Here is an 18,725-nt window from a genome sequence, read left to right on the forward strand (position 1 = left end):
GCCCTGCGCCCTTCGCCGCCGGGAAATTTCTGCTTCCACGGCATTTTTGTCGCGGCTACAGGGCTTGCCTTGGAGCGTGCGATGTGCTGTCGAGCAAGCGCTTGGGAAATCCACAGATCCTGTGGATAACCCAGTGGAAAAGCCCCTAAAAAACTGCCGAACCCCCGATGGAGTGGGGCTATGGGACAGATTGACGATTTTTTCACCAACTATTTTTATCGTTATTTTTCAATAAGTTACGTTTCAAACATGAAAAATCAAGCGTTTAGAGCCTAACGCTCTCAACCCTTGACAAGCTGCTTTCCATTTGTGCACAAATTTTCGCCGAAGCCTCTTGCCGCCCCATTGCAGGGCAATGCCGTTCGAAATCCCCAGCCACTCTTTCCCTGGGGGCATGCAGGCCAGCCCCGCCCAACCAGCAGGTTGCGGCCTCCAGACGGCGACCCCGGATCGCTGACAACCGTGCGACCCTCCACTCACGCCGGATGCGGCAACTTTCCGTCCACCAGGAACAGCTCCCAGGAGAAGATTTTCGGCGACCCCGGCACATGCGCCGGCTTGAACGCCACGTAACCGGCCGTGGTTTCGCACAGCCAGGGCGTCAGGTTGCGAGGACGCTTTTCGGTGAAGGCCGCGGGCGTGAACAGGGCGACATTGCAGCCGCGCTCCGGGCAACGCGCCGAACGGTATTCGAATGCCTGCACCCCGGCGCTGCGCATGGCACTTCCCAGTTCCTGGGGAGCGCGGTAGTCGGCGATGTCGGTCAGCGCAGCCTCGTGATCGGAGAAAGGCGGCGCCTGCAGACGGATTCCCCGCTCCACCTTCCAGCCCGCCTCGAACGAAGCGTGCTCGGACAGAATCCTCCCGCTCGGTGGCGGCACCGCCATGCCACTCCACAGGACACAACGGTAATACGCGCTTTCGGCCATGGCCGTTTCCAGCTTCAACGCGGCGTAGAACAGGCTTGGCTCGTGACGACGGCCAAACCGCGACCCCCAACGCAAGGGCGGATAACGGAACGGGGTCTTCAACAGGTAATGCAATGGCTCGGCATCCGCCGGCACCGGCGGCTTGCTCGACTCGAGCAGTTCCTCGAGCAACGCCTGTTCTTCCAGGGTGTCGACCAATTGCAGGGTCGCCACCTGCTCCTGGCTCTCCACCAACCGCACCAGCCGCCCCTGGAGCGGTCGGACATGCCGCTCACCCTTGCACTGTCGCCAGATCTCGCTCACCTTCCGCCCCTCGCTTCCTGTGGTGTCGGATGCCAGCGTAGCGGCACCGCAGTCTCCATTCAGCCAGGCGTGTCGCCTCTGGCTGCCAGCCTTTTCCGTGACAGGCGTAGGCCCCCGTACAGGCGCGCCGGGCATCAGACCTTGCCGCGGATCGCATCGAGGTATTCCAGCACATGAACCAGGCCCTGCACCTGTCCCATCAGTGCCAGCGGCTCGCCCGCCAGGTGATGGTTGGGAGTGCGCAGGAAGTGGCGCATGTCCTCCTGCTGCCCGCCGAACAGGGCATACAGTGCGCGATAGACTCGCACCAGCAGCAGAGCCAGCTCGCCGGTCTTGCTGTCCACCCGCAGGCCCTGGGTCTTCCAGCGGCTGATGGCGCTGCGATCGACGCCGACGATGCCGGCCAGTTCGAGCTGCGTCAGCCCCAATTGCTCGCGCGCGGCCAGGACGGCCTTGGCCAGGACAGCATCGGCGCTGGGACGTTCCTTGATGAGAGCGCTCATGACGACCTCCTCATGTGTGTTTACAACAAACTATCATTATTTTGCTGAAAACACACCTTGATTCGGTCGAACCTAGAGAACCACGCGCAAGCATTGACCGGCGTGATAGAGAGAAAAACCCATCTCGTAGGCGCAACTGCGCAGCCTGGCCGCGGGGACGGGCTTCATGTCACTGAACGGCAACGGCAATGTCGCTCGCTCGCCGCTCAGCAGGTAGTCGGCGAACGCCTTGCCCACTACCGTACCGGTGGTCACGCCGCGTCCGTTGTAGCCGGTCACCGCCAGCAAGCCTTGCGCAGGCTCGAACAGGCGCATCAGATGATCGGGGGTGAAGGCGATGCAACCCGTCCAGCTGTACTCCCAGTTGACCTGGCCCAGGTCGGGAAAGTAATGGCTCTGGATTCGATCGGCCCATTGCCGCAGGAACCAGGCGGGCTTGTTCGCGCCATTGCCGAGGCTTCCCAGCAACAGGCGGCCCTGGGCATCGCGACGGATGCTGCTGAGCACCGTCCTGGTGTCCCAGGAACCCTGGCCGTGAGGCAGGATGCGCTCGGCCGCGGCGCCGTGCAGCGGCGCCGAAGCCACCTGGTAGTAGTAGCCGGGAAAGAAGTGCCGCCTCAGGTTGGTCCACTCGCCCTCGGTATAGGCGTTGGAGGCGATCACCACCTGTTCCGCCAGTACCGCCCCCGCGGCGCTGCGCACCGCCCACAGCGCGCCCTGCCGCTCCAGGGCGAGCACCGGCGAGCGCTGGTACAGTTGCCCGCCACGCTGTACGACGGCAGTGGCCAGTCCGCGCGAATAGGCCATGGGATTGAGAGTGCCGGCGCGTCGGTCGAGCAACGCCGCGCTGATTCGCCGGGTGCCGCAGGCCTCGTGGCAAGCCGCGCCGGTCAGCAACTCCAGCGGAGCGCCGCGGCGCGTCCACTGCGCGTGACGGCGTTGCAGATCGGCCACGCCGCTGGCGTTGTGCGACATGTGCAGGGTGCCCTCGCGGCGCAACTGGCAATCGATGCCGAGGCGTTCGATGGTCTCCATCACCAGCGCCGGCGCCCGCCCCAGCACGGCGTTGAGCTTTTCTCCCTGCTCGGCGCCGAGGGTGGCGACCACCTCGTCCGGGGGAATCCAGGTGCCGGCGTTGATCAATCCGACATTACGTCCCGACCCGCCGTGGCCGACCTCGTACGCTTCCAGCACGCACACCGAACGGCCCGCCTCCAGCAGGTGGAGCGCCGCCGAAAGCCCGGTGAAACCGGCGCCGATCACACATACGTCGGCGCGCTGCTCGCCGTTCAGGCTCGCCGCTCCGGACAGGCGAGGCGTAACCACTTCCCACAGACACCGTTGCTGCAAACCGCCCATGCGCGACTCCGCTGCCAGCCTCATTGCCATGCGGCGGGAGCCCGCCGCGCCCCGTTCAATCGAAGGTGATGCCCTGTGCCAGCGGCAGCTCGCGGGAATAGTTGACGGTGTTGGTCTGCCGTCGCATGTAGGCCTTCCAGGCGTCCGAGCCGGACTCGCGACCGCCGCCGGTCTCTTTCTCGCCGCCGAACGCCCCGCCGATTTCCGCCCCGCTGGTGCCGATGTTGACGTTGGCGATCCCGCAGTCACTGCCCGCCGCGCCCTGGAACAGTTCCGCCTCGCGCAGGTCGGTGGTGAAGATGCACGACGACAGTCCCTGGGGAACCTCGTTGTTCAGGCGCAGGGCCTCGTCGAAATCGCGGTAGCCGACCACGTACAGGATCGGTGCGAAGGTCTCCGTGCGCACCACTTCGGTCTGTCCCGGCATCTCGACGATGGCCGGCGACACGTAGTAGGCATCCGGATAGCGCTCCTGCAATTGCCGCTCGCCGCCGAACACCCGTCCCCCCTGCTCGCGGGCTCGCGCCAGGGCGTCCTGCATGGCCAGGTAGCTGCGTTCGTCGATCAGCGGCCCGACCAGGTTGCCCTCCAGCGGATGACCGATACGGACCCTGGAATAGGCTGCCTTGAGGCGCTCGACTATCTCGTCCTTCACCGACTCATGGGCAATCAACCGGCGCAAGGTGGTGCAGCGCTGCCCGGCGGTGCCCACTGCGCCGAACAGGATGCCGCGCACCGCCAGGTCGAGGTCGGCGCTTGGCGCCAGGATCATCGCGTTGTTGCCGCCCAGTTCGAGGATGCAGCGAGCGAAACGCGCCGCCACCCGCGGCGCCACTTCGCGCCCCATGCGAGTGCTGCCGGTGGCGCTGACCAGGGCGACGCGACGGTCGTCCACCAGCGCTTCGCCGGCCTCGCGGTCGCCGATCAGCAATTGGCTCAGGTGCGCCGGCGCATCGCCGCCGAAGGCCCGCGCGGCACGCTCGAACAGTGCCTGGCAGGCCAGTGCGGTGAGGGGGGTCTTCTCCGAAGGCTTCCAGACCACGGAATTACCGCAGACCAGCGCCAGCGCGGTATTCCACGACCACACCGCGACTGGGAAGTTGAACGCGCTGATCACGCCTACCACGCCCAGCGGGTGCCAGGTCTCGCGCATGTGGTGGCCGGGACGCTCGGATGCGATGGTAAGACCGTACAACTGGCGCGAGAGGCCCACCGCGAAGTCGCAGATATCGATCATTTCCTGGACTTCGCCGAGGCCTTCCTGGGTGATCTTGCCCGCCTCCCAGGACACCAGTTCGCCGAGTTCGGCCTTGTGCCGACGCAATTCCTCGCCGAACAGCCGCACCAGTTCACCACGGCGCGGCGCCGGCACCTGGCGCCAGGCGCGGAACGCCTGTTCGGCGCGCTCGACCTTGGCGGCAACGGCGGCGCGCCCCTCCAGTCGCACCGCAGCCAGGCGACTGCCGTCGATGGGGGTATGCACGGCAAGCTCGCCATCGCGAAAAGCATTGGGGTCGAGGCCGAGACTGCGCAGCAATCCGTCGATCATGTGAGGTTCTCCTGGCTGTTCGTTTCCGCTCGTTTTAGTCGGTTTGCCCGGTAGCGACAAACGACCTTTATTCGCCACGTCATTCCGAGTTTTCATACTGGCTCCGAGCTGTCGCGATCCGCCGTCTTTCCCGTACCATGCACGCCTTCGCCGGCCAGCCCTCGCCTACCCGACATGGACAAGAAAAAGCTGTTGCGCCTGATCACGGAAAAGCTCGCCGCGGACCTGGAAGTCGCCGTCCGCGCCGCGCAGACCGCCCATGAGACGGCAACCCACGAAGAGAACGTCGCCGAGAACAAGTACGACACCCTCGGCCTGGAGGCGGCCTACCTGGCCGCCGGGCAGTCGCGCCGGGTCGAGGAGATCCGCCAGGCGCTGGGCCTGTACCGCAATCTGGTGCTGCGCGATTTCGACGAGGAACAGGGCATCCAGCTCACCGCGCTGGTCACCCTGCTGAACGCCGACGGCAGCCGGCGAACAGTGTTCCTCGGCCCCGAGGCGGCCGGGCTGAAGATCGATTGTGAAGGTCGCGAGGTGTTGGTCATCACACCTCGCTCGCCACTGGGCCAGAGCCTGATCGGCAGGCACCCGGGCGACGAGACCGGGGCGAAGGACTCCCCCCTTGCGGTGGAAATCCTCGCCGTCGACTGAGGCTACTGCTGCGGCGCACCGCAGGCGCCGCAGAACTTCGCGCCCGCCGCGAGATCGGCGTTGCAGGCGATACAGCGCAGCGGCGCCAGGGCGCCGCCGCAGCCCTGGCAGAATCGTGCCGTCGCCGCATTCGCGGTGCGGCAGGCGGGACAGGCCATTCCCGCCGCGACTGGCGCCGGCGGATAGCCGCCCTGACCGCGGTGATGACCGCCGCCGTGATGACCACCGCCCTGTCCATGATGACGCCCACCCATCAACAACCGTTCGAAGAACCCCATGGCACAACCCTCTCGTCTGGATCTGACGGCTTCCAGTGAAAAGGCTGTAGCCACTACAGGGTCAATGGCGCGGAAACATCGGGAAACTCAAGTCCGCTTCACCACAGCGGCAACGCGTAGCTGACGATCAGCCGGGTCTCGTCGATGTCGTTGCCGAAATCGCTGCGGAAGGTGCCGTTGCGCAACTTGATCCCCAGGTTCTTCAGCGGCCCCGATTGCACCAGGTAGGCGATATCGGTGTCCCGCTCCCATTCCTTGCCGCGCCCACCGCCGTCAAGAAGGTCGATGTGTTCGCCACGCAGGTAGCGGCTCATGAATGTCAGGCCGGGCAGGCCGATGGCGGCGAAATCGTAGTCGTAGCGCAACTGCCAGGAGCGCTCGTCCTTGTTGGCGAAATCGCCGATCTGCACGAAGTTGACCAGATACGGATCGGTCCCGGCCAGGTAGGCGAAACCGCTGTCGCCGGACATGCGCTGGTAGCCGAGGCCGAAGGCGTGGCCGCCCAGGCGATAGGTGAACAGCGCATTCAGCGCGCGATTGTCGACGCGGCTGCCGCCCTCGTCGGTGGAACGCGCCCAGCGGATGTCGGACTTCAGCGACTGGTCATCGGCGAGCGGCAAGAGGTGCTGCACGCCGAGATAATGCTGGCGGTAGAAATCCTCCAGGTTGGCGTAGTGGTAGCTGCTGCTCAGGCGCTCGCTCCAGCGGTAGGTACCGCCGGCGAAGTCGAAGCGGTCGCTGCCGGGGTGCCGGCCCGCCAGTACGTTGCGCTTGTTGCCGCGGGTGATGCCGAGGTCTTCGGCGTTGGTCGAGTCGCGCTGCTTGACCTGGCGCAACTGGCCGAACTGCAGCGCCAGCCCGTCGATCTCGTTCACTTCCAGCAGTCCGCCCTGGAAGGTTTGCGGGTGCAGGCGCGTGTCGTTGAACTGCACCACCGGCAGCCTGGGCATCAGGGTGCCGATCTTCAGCGTACTGTGCGAGACCCGTAGCTTGGCGGTCAGGCCCAGGCTGGAATAGTCGTGGGCGGCGCGCCGGTCGCTCGTCGAATACGGCAACAGACCGCTACCGGATCGCTCTGGCGAGGAGTCCAGCCTGACACCCAGCAGGCCCAGCGCATCGACACCCAGGCCGAAGAGCCCCTCGGTGTAGCCGGACTCGTAGCGCAACAGGAAACCCTGCGCCCACTCCTCCGAATAGGACTGGCTGGCGCCGGGCTGGCGATAGTCGCGATTGAAATAGAAATTGCGCAGTTCGAGGCCGGCCTTGCCGTCGGCAAAAAACTCCGCCTGGGCGAACGACGGCAGCAACGCCAGCCCCGCGGCCAGCATCGGAACGGGAAGAATTTTCATTGTTGTTGTCTCTTCGTCGTCAGTGGATAGACACGGCGCCGCGGCCACTCCCTGCCGCGACCGCCGTGGCGGAGCGGATCAGACCCCGGCGAGCATGCCCTCCAGGCGTTGACGCACCAGTTGGCGCGCCTGCTCGACGATGTCCCTGAGCAACTCGGCGCAGGCCGGTTCGTCGTCGATCAGGCCCTGGACCATGCCGGCCGACCAGATCCCCAGGTCGGTATCGCCCTGCTGGTACACCTGGCGACCGCGCTGGCCGCTGACCAGCGCGGCGATATCGGCGTAGCCGGCGCCGCCGCGTGCCTCGATCGCCAGTACTTCCTGGCTGATCGCGTTGCGCGCCACCCGCGCGGTATTGCGCAGGGAACGCATGATCAGGTCGGTGGAACGCTCGTCGGCCGCACGGATCGCCGCCTTCACCGCAGGGTGTATCGGACATTCGCGAGTGGCCAGGAAGCGCGTGCCCATGTTGATCGCGTCGGCACCCAGCGCCAGCGCCGCGACCAGGCCACGTCCATCGGCGAAACCGCCGGAGGCGATGATCGGCACGCGTAGCCGGTTGGCCGCGGCCGGCAGCAACACCAGGCCGGGGATGTCGTCCTCGCCCGGGTGGCCGGCACACTCGAAGCCGTCGATGGAGACGGCGTCCACACCGAGTCGCTCGGCCTTGAGCGCATGGCGCACGGCGGTGCACTTGTGGATCACCTTGACGCCGTGTCGACGGAATTCGGCGATGTGCTCGCCGGGGTCGTTGCCGGCGGTTTCGACGACGCGGATTCCCGCCTCGATGATGGCTGCACGATATTCGGCATAGGGCACCGGCTTCTGCGTCGGCAGCAAGGTCAGGTTGACCCCGAACGGCCGATCGGTCAGCTCGCGGCAGCGGGCAATCTCCGCAGCCAGTGCCTCCGGGCTCGGCTGGGTCAACGCCGACAGCGTCGCCAGGCCACCGGCGTTGGCCACCGCCGCAGCCATCTCGGCACGGCCGACCCACTGCATACCGCCCTGCATGATCGGGTGTTCGACGCCGAAGGTCTCGGTGAAACGGGTCCTGAACACGCCCATGGATTGCCTCCTCGGTCAGATCGGGTCCCAGGAGAACACGTCCGGGCTGCGCGCCAGGTCCATGAAGCTGCCGCGCAACGCCGGCATGCCGTGCTCGGCGATGCTCTCCGGGGTCCAACCGTGCTCGCTATGTACACTGCGCAGCGGCCGGCTCTGGCTCATCAGGAAGAGTTCGTGGTGACGCGCGGCGAACACCTGGCCGGTGACCTCGCGGGCGGCGTCGGACGCCAGGTAGACGGCCAGCGGCGCGTTCTTCTCGGGGGTCATGCGCTGCAGCTTGTCGACGCGGGCCTTCTGCTCCGGGGTTTCGGCCGGAATCGAGTCGGTCATCCGGCTCCAGGCGAACGGCGCGATGCAATTCGAACGCACGTTGTAGCGCTGCATGTCGAGGGCGATGGATTTGCTCAAGGCGACGATGCCCAGCTTGGCCGCGGAATAATTGGCCTGGCCGAAGTTGCCGATCAGCCCGGAAGTGCTGGTCATGTGTACGAAGGCGCCGGCCTGCTGGGTACGGAAGCGTTCGGCGGCGGCCCGGCTGACGAAGAAGCTGCCGTTGAGATGGACATTGATCACCGACAGCCAGTCGTCGGCGCTCATCTTGTGGAAGATCGCATCGCGCAGGATGCCAGCGTTGTTCACCACGATATCCAGACGCCCGAAACCGTCCATGGCGCATTCGACGATACGCCGCGCGCTGTCCCAGTCGGCGACGCTGTCGGTGTTGATCAGACCTTCACCGCCTCGCTGGCGGATTAGGCCAAGGGTCTCTTCGGCCGGCGAGGCCGACCCGCCCTCGCCCTGTAGCGATACGCCGATATCGTTGATCACCACCCGTGCCCCGGAATCGGCCAGGGCCAGGGCGATCTCGCGGCCGATGCCGCCGCCCGCGCCGGTAACGATCGCGACCTTGCCTTCATTGAGTCTGCTGCTCATGGGTAATCCTCTTCGTCCCGTGGATGTCGTTCGGTTGCGCTCAGCCCGGCAGGCCGAGGACGCTCTTGGCCAGGATGTTGCGCTGGATTTCGTTGCTGCCGCCGTAGATGGTGGTCGGCCGCGACTGGATGAAGATCCCCGCCGGATGCAGCTCGGGGTCTTCGGCGAAGGGCTGCAGCAGGGCCGAGTCCTCCCCGGCGACCTCCAGGCCCAGCTCGCTGATGCGCTGGAACAGTTCGGACTGGAAGATCTTCAGCATGGATACCTCCGGGCCGAGGCTCTCCCCACGCCGCAGGCGTTCGGCGAAACGCTCGTAGAGCGCTTTGTGGCTGTCCAGGTCCATGCTCAGCGCGGCGAAGCGGCGCGCGAACAGAGGGTCGTGCCACAGTCCCAGGTGCCGGGCCAGGCGCTCCAGGCGCTGGAGGGCGAAGGTGGACTGCTTGGGCGAACCGAGGAAGATCCGCTCGAAACCGAGCAGCGCCTTGGCCATGCTCCAGCCCTGGTTGATTTCGCCGACCAGGCTGTCGTAGGGCACCCGCACGTCGTTGAAAAACACTTCGCAGAACTCGCCGTGCAGCTCCAGGTTGAGGATCGGCCGCACCTCGATGCCCGGGCTGTCCATCGGCACCAGCAGGAAGCTGATGCCGTGCTGCGCCTTGGCGCTGCGCTCGGTGCGGACCAGCAGGAAGATCCAGTTGGCCTCCGAGCCCATGGTGGTCCAGGTCTTCTGTCCGTTGATCACCCACTCGCCGTTTTCCAGGCGCGCCTCGGTGCGCAGGCTGGCCAGGTCGGAGCCGGCGTTGGGCTCGCTGTAGCCCTGGCACCAGATGTCTTCGCCGCTGAGAATGCGCGGCAGGAAGCGCGCCCGTTGCGCCTCGTCGCCATAGCGGATCAACAATGGGCCGAGCATGGTCACGCCGCTGTCGGGCAGGCGCGCGCAGCCGTACTCCTCCATTTCCTCCATCATGATCAGTTGCTTGCCGGCGCTCAGCCCCATGCCGCCGTACTCCCTGGGCCAGCCGGGACACAGCCAGCCCTGGCGCGACAACAGCAGGTACCACTCGCGGGTTTCCTCGCGCCCCAGGCGACGGGGCGGATTGCGGATGCGCTGCGGATAGTTGGCGGCGATCCACTCACGGACCATCAGGCGAAAGGCGTTGTCGTCGAGACTGTCGTAGTCGGTCATCTCAGTTTCCTCTGAATACGGGGGGACGCTTGGCGAGAAAGGCCGCCTTGCCCTCGGCGTGGTCGGCGCTGAGAAACAACTGGCTCTGCAACTCGCCCTCCCGCTCCAGCAATAGGTCAAGGCCCTCGGCGAGCAACGCCTTGGTCATCGCCAGGGGCAACGGCGCCTGCTGCTCCACCCGCCCGGCCAGTTCCAGCGCCATCGCCAAGGCGCCGCCAGCGGCGCAGAGGCGGTCGGCCAGGCCGATGCGCAGTGCCTCCTCGGCCTCTACCACCTGGCCGAACATCAGGATCTGCCGTGCCCGCCCCCAACCGATGCGCGCCGGCAAGGTATGCAACTGGCCAAGGTCGGCGAGCAACCCGACCTTGCCGAAGCCGGCGGCGAAGCGGGCGCTGGCGCCGCAAACGATGCTGTCGCAGGCCAGCGCCACGGACAGCCCGGCCCCCACCGCCCAGCCCTCGACCGCGGCGATCAGCGGCTTGCCCATGCGCACCATCTGCCGCACCAGCCGCGCGTTGTCCTGCATTCGCGCCCTGCCGGCGGCCAACTCGGTCACCCGCATGTCGCCCAGGTCGCCGCCGGCGCAGAACACCTCTTCGCCACCGGTCAGCAGCACGCTGCGAATCGATGGGTCGCATTCGGCCGCCTCCAGGGCCCGCAGCAATTCCATGCGCAGCGCCGGCGACAGTGCGTTGCGCCGGGCCGGGTTGTCGAAGCGCAGCAGGCGCACCGTGCCGCGCGTTTCCTGCAACAAACCGCTCATCAGGCCACCTCCCGCTGTAGCAGCGCGGCGTAGCGCGCCTTGTGGAACGCCAGCGAGCCGTGGGCATTGAGCAGTACCATGGCGCGGCGCAGGAACAGGCCGATGTCCGCCTCGTCGGTGTAGCCGATGCCGCCGTGCAACTGGATGGCCTGACGGGTCACCAGCAGAGCCGCTTCCGAGGCCCGTACCCGTGCGCTGGAGACCTGCCGCTGGCGCTCGCTTTCCGACGCCCCGGCATCGATCGCGGCGGCGGCCTGCTCGACCATGGCGCGCGACAGTTCGATCTGGATCCTCAGGTCGACCATGCGGTGCTGCAGCGCCTGGAAACTGCCGATCTCGCGGCCGAACTGGCGACGTACCTTGAGGTACTCCAGGGTTCGCTCGAAGGCGCCATCCATCAGTCCGACCAGATAGGCCGCGCAGGCCAGCCCTGCCTCGTCCAGAACCTGTTCCGTTACCTCGCCGGACAACCACCGTGCCGGCGCATCGCGGAAACGCAGGCGCGCCAGGTGAGCGCCATCCTGGGTCGCCTCACAGAGCAGTTCCACGCCATCGGCATCGCGCTCGACCAGCGCCAGGCCCTGCTCGCAGGCCACCAGCCAGGCATCGGCGGCACCAGCCAGATGTACGTGAGCGACTTCGCCGTGCAACCGCCCTTCCTGCATACGAGGGCGTCGCCGCCCATCGCGGTAGGCGATGCCCACCGGCAGGACCAGCCGCTCAGCGGCCAGCAACGCAACGCGCTCGTCTTCCGGCAGCAGCGGCGCCACCAGCCCGGCCTCGATCAGCGGCTCGGGCAGCAGGCCGCGCCCCAGCGCCTCCAGCAACGCCGCGTATTCGCTCATGCCCAGGCCGCTGCCGCCCAACGCTTCATCCAGGCGCAGCGCCGGCCAGCCCATGGCGCAGACCTCGCGCCAGGCCTGGCGGTCCACCCCGCTACCGGTGAAACGACCGCGGCGCACGCGGGTCAGGTCGCCGTCGCGCGGCACCAGCGAAGCCGCGCTGTCGCGGATCATCCGCAGACGCTGCTCGCGCTCGCCGGCCCACTCGTCTTGCTCACTCATCTGTTCGCCCTCCTGTCGATACGCCGTCCGCCCGTCCGTCATCTGCACGGGCGGCGCCGGCTTGTCCGCGCGGAGCGACCGCGCAGGCCGTGGTCCGGACGCGCGACGGATGGCTCCGCTGCCGTGCCGCCGGAACTCCGCTACGGCTTAGCCGCGCGGTACCTGAAGCTGCCCGAGGCCATGGCGATGACCTCGCCGTCCTCGTTGCAGATTTCCGCCGTGCAGAAGCAGATCGTGCGGGTCCGTCGCACCACCCTGCCAACCGCACGAAGCTCGCCGCGGGCGCTCCCCATGAAGTGGGTAGCCATGTCGATGGTCACCATCGAGCAGTCCGGCAGGCAGGCACGGATCGCCTGGGCCATGGCGGCGTCCAGCACCGACATCAACACCCCGCCGTGGAACTGTTGCAGGTAGTTCATCAGTTCCGGGCGATGCCCCAAGCGCACCCGCGCCATCCCGTCGGCATCGGTCCAGCGCTCGAGGCCGATGAACTCCTGGAAGCTGGCGGGCCGCTGCTCCGCCGCTGGCTGTCGTGGAAAAGAACTCATGGATGTGCACTCCTTCCGCAGGATCAGGCCTTGGCCGCGCGCCGCTCGGCGGTATCCACGGCACTGCCCGGCGCTTGCCGTCGGGAAGCGCTCTCGGCATCGCGGGACTCGCGGTTCGGGTCGTAGAGCCGGTCCGCAATGAACAGCGCCGGGATCAGCCCGGTGAGCACGTAGGTGATGCCCATCACCAGGAAACCCGCGCCGATCGACACGTGGGTGGCCAGCAGGCCGATGCCGGCGGGCGCCACCGCCGCGCCGATACGCCCCAGGTTGTAGGCGGTGCCCACCGCCGAGCCGCGGACGCGGGTGGAGAAGCTCTCGGTCATGTAGGTGGCCAGCACCCCGACCGGAACGCCGTAGATGAAGCCGAAGGTGATGAGGATCCAGAGGATGTTGGAGGGCGAGTGGTAGAACACGATCAACGGCATGAAGGCGGCGCTGCCGATGGCCCCGGCGGCGAAGGTCAGGCGCCGACCGAAGAGATCGGCGCAGACACCGGCGGCGACCTTGCCGAGGATCATCGCACTGTAGGTGCCGACCATGTAGCCGGTCATCGACTTGAAGTTCATCCCCAACTCGCTCTCCAGGTAGGACGGCATCCAGTTGTTGGTGCCGTAGTAGCCGAACAGCAGGAAGCAGGAGGTGAGGCTCCAGAGCAGGAACATGCCGCGCGTTTCCGGATCGCCCAACATCCGTCCCAGCGGGCCGGCACCGCCAGCCTCGGCGTAGCTCTGCGGAGCCGCGCCGGGACGCTGGCGCCCGGCCTGGGCCGCGAGCCAGGACGGCGACTCCGGCACCCAAGGCCGCAGGGCCAGGCAGACCAGCGCCGGCGCCACGGCGGTGAAGAACAAGGTGCGCCAGCCGAACTCGGGGATGATCTGCCCCGCCAGCAGGGTCGCCACCAGGTAGCCCACGGTCCAGCCGGCCTGCATGGCGGCGAGGATGGTGGTGCGGTACTTGGTTCCGACGCACTCGGACATCAGGATGTTGCAGGCGACGAACAGCGAGCCGAGGCCGAGCGAGGCGACGAAGCGGATCAGCGCGAACTGCCAGTAGTTCTGGGTCAGCCCCAGCAACGCGGTACCGATGGAGAACAGCACGATGGTCCAGGTCACCACTCGCACCCGGCCGAAGCGGTCGCAGCACCAGCCGCCATAGATACCGCCGACGGCCATGCCGGCGAGAGTCAGGCTGCCGAGGGAGCCGGCTTCGAAGTTGCTCAGGCCGAATTCGGCCTTCAGGCTGTTGAGGCTGTAGGCCAGGAACATCAGGTCGACGCCGTCGGCGAGCAGGCCGAGGAAGCAGAAGACGAAGGCGATCAGCATGGTGCGCCGGGAGATGGCCGGCGCCGGGTTCGGGGAAAGCGCGGTTGCATTCATTATTCTTGTTCTCGCAAGCAGGATTTCGGTTGATCTTCACGGCAGCCCGACGGTCGTTCCCTCGCGCCGCCGCCCTTCGCTTCAGTCCGGCCGCTCTGGCGGCGGACCTACCCGGCCGTTGTCCAGCACCACCACATCGCGCTCGACGACGCGAGTGCGGAACGAGCCGTCGCTCCACATCTCGGTACGCAAGGTCTCGCCGGGAAACACCGGAGCCGAGAAACGCACCTGCAGATGTCCCAGTTGCTCCGCGCGGTAGTCGGCGAGCCCGCGCAACACCGCGTGGAATGCCACGCCGAGGGTGCACAGGCCATGCAGGATCGGCCGCGGGAAGCCGGCCCGCAGCGCTGCCGCGGGCTCCGCGTGGAGCGGGTTGTCATCGCCGTTGAGGCGGTAGTACAGGGCCTGCTCCGGACGGGTCGGCAGGTCGAGTCGCAGGTCGGGTGTCCGTTCAGGCAAGCGATGCGGCGTTTCCGGCACCTGCCGGGAACCACCGAAGCCGCCGTCGCCGCGAAGGAAGGTGGTGCTGCGGGCGACAGCCAGCACCTCGCCGCTGAGCGCGTCGCTGAGCACCTTCTCGCTGTAGAGCAGCGCGCCCTTGTTGGCGCCCTTGTCTACCAGACCGGTGACCCGGGTCCGGCCGATCACCTCGCCTTCCGCCGGCAACGGCCGACGCCACTCCAGGCGCTGCTCGCCGTGAACCAGGCGCAGCGCGTCCACGCCAGTCGCCGGATTGCCCAGCCAGAAGCCCGGATGACCGAGCACCAGGGCCATGCACGGCAATGCCTGGAGATCGCGGCACGGATCGACGTAGGCCAGTTGGCGCTCGTCCAGCGGGTCGCCGCCCAGACCGAGGGTCAATGCATAGAAGGCGCTGTCGCGCCGGCTGTAGCGCTGGCGTACTTCGGGGATCGGGTAGTTCAGGAGCACCTCAGGATCGAGCGCCATCGGCCACCTCCTCGACTTCCAGCACCGCATCCACCGCCCAGGCGCCCTGGCCCTCCGGCAAGGCGATGACCGGGTTGAGGTCCACCGAGCGCAAGCGCTCTCCCGCCTCCCAGGCGAACCGCGAGAGATTCGACAGCAGCCGTGCCAGCGCCGCGACGTCGGCCCGCGGCCGGCCACGCGCGCCGAGCAGGAGCGGCGCGCCTCTGATGCTACGGATCATCGCCTCGGCTTCGTCGACCTCGAACGGGCAGCGGCGGAACACCACGTCCTGCAGCACCTCGACGAAGATCCCGCCCAGGCCGAACAGCGCCACCGGGCCGAACAGCGGATCGCGCTGGATCCCCATGAAGCACTCCACCCCACCCTGCAGCTGACGCGCCACCAGGACGCCATCGAGACGCGCCTGCGGCGCCTTCTCGGCGGCCCGGCGCAGGAGCAGTTGGAAACCGGCGCGTACCGCGTCCGCATCGCTTACGCCAAGCAGCACGCCGCCGATTTCCGACTTGTGCTGGATGTCCGCCGAGGCGAGCTTCAGCACCACCGGGTATCCGATGCCCTCGGCGAAGGCAACCGCCTCTTCGGCACTGCCCAGCACCGCCTCGGCGGCGGACTCGATACCGGCGCGCGCCAGCAGGCGCTTGGCCTCGGCTTCGCCGGGCGTGGAGGCGGGCAACTGTAGCCCGCCGGCAGGCCGGCGCAGGCGCAACGGCCGGGCGAAGGCTTCGCCGAGCCGCCCCATGGCCTGGATCGCCACTACCGCCCGGGTGGGGTCTTCGAACAGTGCGAAGCCGGCCTCCTCGTAGGGTGCCAGCTCCTCCCCCTCGCCCATCACCGAGACCACGAACAGACGCTCGGGATAAGCCTCCTTGATCCGCCGGAACTGCTCGGCCAGACGCGCGCCGATGGAGGCGGCGGTGCCGGCCTGGGTGAAGAAGGCGAGCAGCGAACGGTAGCCACCGTCGACCACCATCGACTCGGTAAAGTCGCGCACCAGCGTCAGGTCGTTCAGGGCCTGCGCGGTGCAGTCCACCGGGTTGATCGGCGAAGCGAAGGACAGCCGTGCCTTCAGCCGCTCCTGGGCCATGTCCGGCATCGGCGGCATCGGCAGGCCGACTTCCTCGGCGACATCGCTGACGATGATCCCGGCGCCGCCGCTGACGGTGATCATGCCGAGGCTGTTGCCCACCGGATAGATACGCCGGGTGGCGAGGTAGGCGATGTCCATCAGTTCCTCGGTGGTCCTGGCGCGGATCACCGCATAGTCGCCCAGCACGGCGTCCAGCACCTTGTCGTCGCCGGCCAGCGAAGCGGTGTGGGACAGCGCCGCGCGGCTACCCAGGGCGCTGCGCCCGACCTTGTGCAGGATCACCGGCTTGCCGGCGCGATGCGCTGCCTCCAGGGCGGCGAGGAAGCTGTCGACGTTGCGGATGGATTCGGCGTAGGCCATCACCACGTCGATCTCCGGCGACTCCACCAGCCAACCGATGCTGTCGCCCAGGGTGACGTCGGCCTCGTTACCGGTGGCCACGCAGATAGGGGTTCCCAGGCGCCGCTGGCGCGCCATGCCGAGCAGGTGCGCGCCGTAGGCACCGGACTGGGTGGCGATGCCTACCCGGCCGGGCAGCGGTACGCCACGTTCCAGGCTGGTGGAGAAGAACGCGTAATAACCCAGGTTACTGTTGAACGCGCCCAGCGCATTCGGACCGAGCAGGCGCATACCGTGCTCGCGGGCAGCGGCTACCACCGCATCCTGCATCGCCGCGCCGGCCTCGCCGACCTCGCTGAATCCGGAAGAGAACACGATGGCACTGCGCGCCCCCTGGCGGCCCAGCGCCCGGACGGTCTCCAGCACCTGAGGCGCAGGCACCGCGACAATGGCCACGTCCGGTGCCTGCGGCAGCTCCGCAACGCTGGCGAAGGCCGGCAGCCCCTGGATTTCAGCACGATTCGGATTGACCGGGAGGATTTGCCCGGCATAGCCATGGCGCAGCATGTAGGCGATGGGACGGCCACCGATGCGGGTCGGGTCGCTGGAGGCGCCGATCACTGCGACCGAGCGTGGTTCGATCAATGGAGTAAGACTGGCGAAACGGGGAGCGTCGATGAGCTGTTGCGAGTGGTTCGCTGACATGGGTTCACCTGATCCGTTTGTCTGTGGCCGGCACGACAACCTTCTCGCGGGCGAGCGCGCCCGCGGGACGCCGCCACGGCAGCGCCCGGAAGGCCTGTCGGCCAGGGGTCTAGAGCGTGTCGCCGGTGCCGAGCAACGCGGTTACCTGGCTGGACAGCGTGCCGCCGTTGCCGTGCAGCAACGCCACGTCGGCCTTGGCCAACTGCCGCTCGCCGGCCTGGCGGCGGAGCTGGGTCACCGCCTCGATGATCAGGAACATCCCGTACATCCCCGGATGCACGCAGGACAGCCCGCCACCGTTGGTGTTCACCGCCAGCTCGCCGCCGGGCGCGATGCGTCCACCCTGGACGAATGGGCCGCCCTCGCCCTTGGCGCAGAAACCCAGGTCCTCGAGGAACAGCAGGGTGTTGATGGTAAAGGCGTCGTAGAGCATCACCAGGTCGATGTCGGCGTGCCGCACACCGGCCATCTGCATGGCTCGCGGACCGCTTTCCGAGGCCGCCGTCACGGTGAGGTCGGGCATCGACACGATCGAGCGATGCCACTGCGCTCCGGCCGCGCCAAGGAAGTACACCGGCGCATTGGGCAAGTCGCGGGCGCGCTCGGCGCGCACTACCACGCAGGCGCCACCGCCGTCGGTGACCAGGCAGCAGTCGGCGGCACTCAGCGGGTCGCTGACCATCCGCGCGGCAAGGACGTCATCGACGCTCAACGGCCCGCGGGCGAACGCCTCAGGATTCAGGTTGGCCCATTGCCGGGCAGAGACCGCCACCTCGGCGAGCTGCTCGCGTGTGGTGCCGTACTGGTGCATGTGCCGGCTGGCCGCCAGGGCATAGGCGGTGATCGGGTGGCGCGGCTTGTAGGGCGTCTCGTGCCATTGTGGCTCGCTCATCGATACCAGGCGGCCGCCGGCGGTTCGCTGGTTGGAGCCGTAGCAGATCAGCGCAGCGTCGCAGAGACCGGCCTCCAGTGCCAAAGTGGCCTGCAGCAGGTGCAGCTCGAAACTGGAGCCGCCGATATTGGTGCCATCCACGAACTTCGGGCGGATGCCGAGGTATTCGGCGACCGACAAGGTGGGAAAGGCATGGGAGCTGGTGGCGGCGAAGATCGCGTCGATGTCGGAAAGCTTCAGGCCGGCATCGGCAATGGCCTTGAGCGACGCCTGGCCGAGCAGTTCGATGGCGCTGTAGCCCGGCGCCTCGCCGACGCCGGCGCTACCGATGCCGACGATGGCGGTCTTGCCTCGGATGGCCGCGCTCATGGTCGTCCCTCCTGGTGGGGAACGAACACCACGACATTGGCACCGTCCTGCTCGACGATGCGCGCCTGCACACGGGTGCCGATCGGCAGGCTCTCGTGCCCGTCGATCCGCGACATCATGCGCACGCCCTCGTCCAGGTCGACCAGCGCGACATTGTGATTGCCGCCGCGGGAGCGATTGACAGTGATCGCGTAGAGCGTACCCAGGCCGCTGGCGGGAACCCACTCGAGATCAGTCTCGCCGCTACCCGGCACCAACTGGCGCGGGTAGAACACATGGCGACCGCTGGAACGGCTGCGCTGCAACATGAAACGGCCCTGGGCGAGAAACGCAAGGTACTGCGCCTCAGGTCCCGGAGTACTGCCATCGGGAAGATCTGCCACGAGGTTTCTCCTTTGTTCTTGTCGACCTTTGCTGCAAAGTGCATCGCGCTGGACGCCGAACCGGATACTGCTTCCGTCCCCGGTTGTACGTTCCGGAAGCCCAGAATATATTCACTATCGTGAATGTCAATCACAATACTGAA

The 18,725-nt window shown here is 67.3% G+C and carries 18 protein-coding genes; 1 reads left to right on the forward strand and 17 read right to left on the reverse strand.

Annotated features, from left to right (window positions below):
* Positions 1-476: 476 nt before the first annotated feature.
* The 4 genes from HMPREF2914_RS04540 to HMPREF2914_RS04555 all read right to left on the reverse strand — a co-directional run bounded on the left by HMPREF2914_RS04540 (position 477) and on the right by HMPREF2914_RS04555 (position 4,643).
* Positions 477-1,232, reverse strand: a complete 756-nt coding sequence (locus HMPREF2914_RS04540; protein ID WP_003086331.1) for an RES family NAD+ phosphorylase — start codon at positions 1,230-1,232, stop codon at positions 477-479.
* 134 nt (positions 1,233-1,366) lie between these two features.
* Entirely contained in the window at positions 1,367-1,735 is a 369-nt protein-coding gene (locus HMPREF2914_RS04545; RefSeq protein ID WP_003086329.1) for an antitoxin Xre/MbcA/ParS toxin-binding domain-containing protein, read from the reverse strand.
* A 72-nt stretch (positions 1,736-1,807) separates the two neighbouring features.
* On the reverse strand, positions 1,808-3,094 hold the full coding sequence (locus HMPREF2914_RS04550; RefSeq protein ID WP_003086327.1) for an L-pipecolate oxidase: 1,287 nt from the start codon (positions 3,092-3,094) through the stop codon (positions 1,808-1,810).
* 55 nt (positions 3,095-3,149) lie between these two features.
* Complete coding sequence (locus HMPREF2914_RS04555) at positions 3,150-4,643, reverse strand: L-piperidine-6-carboxylate dehydrogenase (RefSeq protein ID WP_003086325.1); 1,494 nt, start codon at positions 4,641-4,643, stop codon at positions 3,150-3,152.
* Between the two features lie 174 nt (positions 4,644-4,817).
* On the opposite strand from HMPREF2914_RS04555, the gene HMPREF2914_RS04560 reads away from it, so the two are divergent.
* Entirely contained in the window at positions 4,818-5,294 is a 477-nt protein-coding gene (locus HMPREF2914_RS04560; protein ID WP_003112531.1) for a GreA/GreB family elongation factor, read from the forward strand.
* A gap of 2 nt (positions 5,295-5,296) precedes the next feature.
* Here HMPREF2914_RS04560 and HMPREF2914_RS32720 read toward each other — a convergent pair whose 3' ends face one another.
* The 13 genes from HMPREF2914_RS32720 to HMPREF2914_RS04620 all read right to left on the reverse strand — a co-directional run bounded on the left by HMPREF2914_RS32720 (position 5,297) and on the right by HMPREF2914_RS04620 (position 18,582).
* The gene (locus tag HMPREF2914_RS32720; RefSeq protein WP_023088486.1) at positions 5,297-5,572 is read right to left on the reverse strand and encodes a zinc ribbon domain-containing protein; all 276 of its coding nucleotides are present in this window, start codon (positions 5,570-5,572) and stop codon (positions 5,297-5,299) included.
* Positions 5,573-5,670: 98 nt separating this feature from the next.
* Positions 5,671-6,921 (reverse strand): OprD family porin, encoded by a 1,251-nt coding sequence (locus HMPREF2914_RS04565; protein WP_023092134.1) that lies wholly within the window; start codon positions 6,919-6,921, stop codon positions 5,671-5,673.
* 78 nt (positions 6,922-6,999) lie between these two features.
* Positions 7,000-7,986, reverse strand: coding sequence for an NADH:ubiquinone reductase (locus HMPREF2914_RS04570; RefSeq protein WP_003086306.1), 987 nt, complete (start codon positions 7,984-7,986; stop codon positions 7,000-7,002).
* Between the two features lie 15 nt (positions 7,987-8,001).
* Complete coding sequence (locus HMPREF2914_RS04575) at positions 8,002-8,919, reverse strand: SDR family NAD(P)-dependent oxidoreductase (RefSeq protein ID WP_003086302.1); 918 nt, start codon at positions 8,917-8,919, stop codon at positions 8,002-8,004.
* A gap of 40 nt (positions 8,920-8,959) precedes the next feature.
* Positions 8,960-10,105 (reverse strand): acyl-CoA dehydrogenase family protein, encoded by a 1,146-nt coding sequence (locus tag HMPREF2914_RS04580; protein WP_003086301.1) that lies wholly within the window; start codon positions 10,103-10,105, stop codon positions 8,960-8,962.
* Position 10,106: 1 nt separating this feature from the next.
* The gene (locus HMPREF2914_RS04585; RefSeq protein WP_003145551.1) at positions 10,107-10,868 is read right to left on the reverse strand and encodes an enoyl-CoA hydratase/isomerase family protein; all 762 of its coding nucleotides are present in this window, start codon (positions 10,866-10,868) and stop codon (positions 10,107-10,109) included.
* Positions 10,868-11,932, reverse strand: coding sequence for an acyl-CoA dehydrogenase family protein (locus HMPREF2914_RS04590; protein ID WP_015503366.1), 1,065 nt, complete (start codon positions 11,930-11,932; stop codon positions 10,868-10,870). The genes HMPREF2914_RS04585 and HMPREF2914_RS04590 overlap by 1 nt, the downstream gene beginning before the upstream one ends.
* Positions 11,933-12,072: 140 nt before the next feature.
* On the reverse strand, positions 12,073-12,480 hold the full coding sequence (locus HMPREF2914_RS04595; protein WP_003108633.1) for a PaaI family thioesterase: 408 nt from the start codon (positions 12,478-12,480) through the stop codon (positions 12,073-12,075).
* 23 nt (positions 12,481-12,503) lie between these two features.
* A complete protein-coding gene (locus HMPREF2914_RS04600; protein WP_023092135.1) occupies positions 12,504-13,859 on the reverse strand; it encodes an MFS transporter in 1,356 nt (451 codons plus the stop codon).
* A gap of 81 nt (positions 13,860-13,940) precedes the next feature.
* Entirely contained in the window at positions 13,941-14,807 is an 867-nt protein-coding gene (locus HMPREF2914_RS04605) for a MaoC/PaaZ C-terminal domain-containing protein (RefSeq protein WP_023092136.1), read from the reverse strand.
* A complete protein-coding gene (locus tag HMPREF2914_RS04610) occupies positions 14,791-16,938 on the reverse strand; it encodes an acetate--CoA ligase family protein (protein WP_003140644.1) in 2,148 nt (715 codons plus the stop codon). The genes HMPREF2914_RS04605 and HMPREF2914_RS04610 overlap by 17 nt, the downstream gene beginning before the upstream one ends.
* A gap of 109 nt (positions 16,939-17,047) precedes the next feature.
* The gene (locus HMPREF2914_RS04615) at positions 17,048-18,199 is read right to left on the reverse strand and encodes a thiolase (protein ID WP_003086283.1); all 1,152 of its coding nucleotides are present in this window, start codon (positions 18,197-18,199) and stop codon (positions 17,048-17,050) included.
* Complete coding sequence (locus HMPREF2914_RS04620) at positions 18,196-18,582, reverse strand: Zn-ribbon domain-containing OB-fold protein (RefSeq protein ID WP_011666727.1); 387 nt, start codon at positions 18,580-18,582, stop codon at positions 18,196-18,198. Before HMPREF2914_RS04620 ends, HMPREF2914_RS04615 begins: the two co-directional genes overlap by 4 nt.
* Positions 18,583-18,725 lie beyond the last annotated feature (143 nt).

Origin of the sequence: Pseudomonas sp. HMSC067G02 (assembly GCF_001813485.1) — a bacterium.
Classification (GTDB): domain Bacteria; phylum Pseudomonadota; class Gammaproteobacteria; order Pseudomonadales; family Pseudomonadaceae; genus Pseudomonas; species Pseudomonas aeruginosa.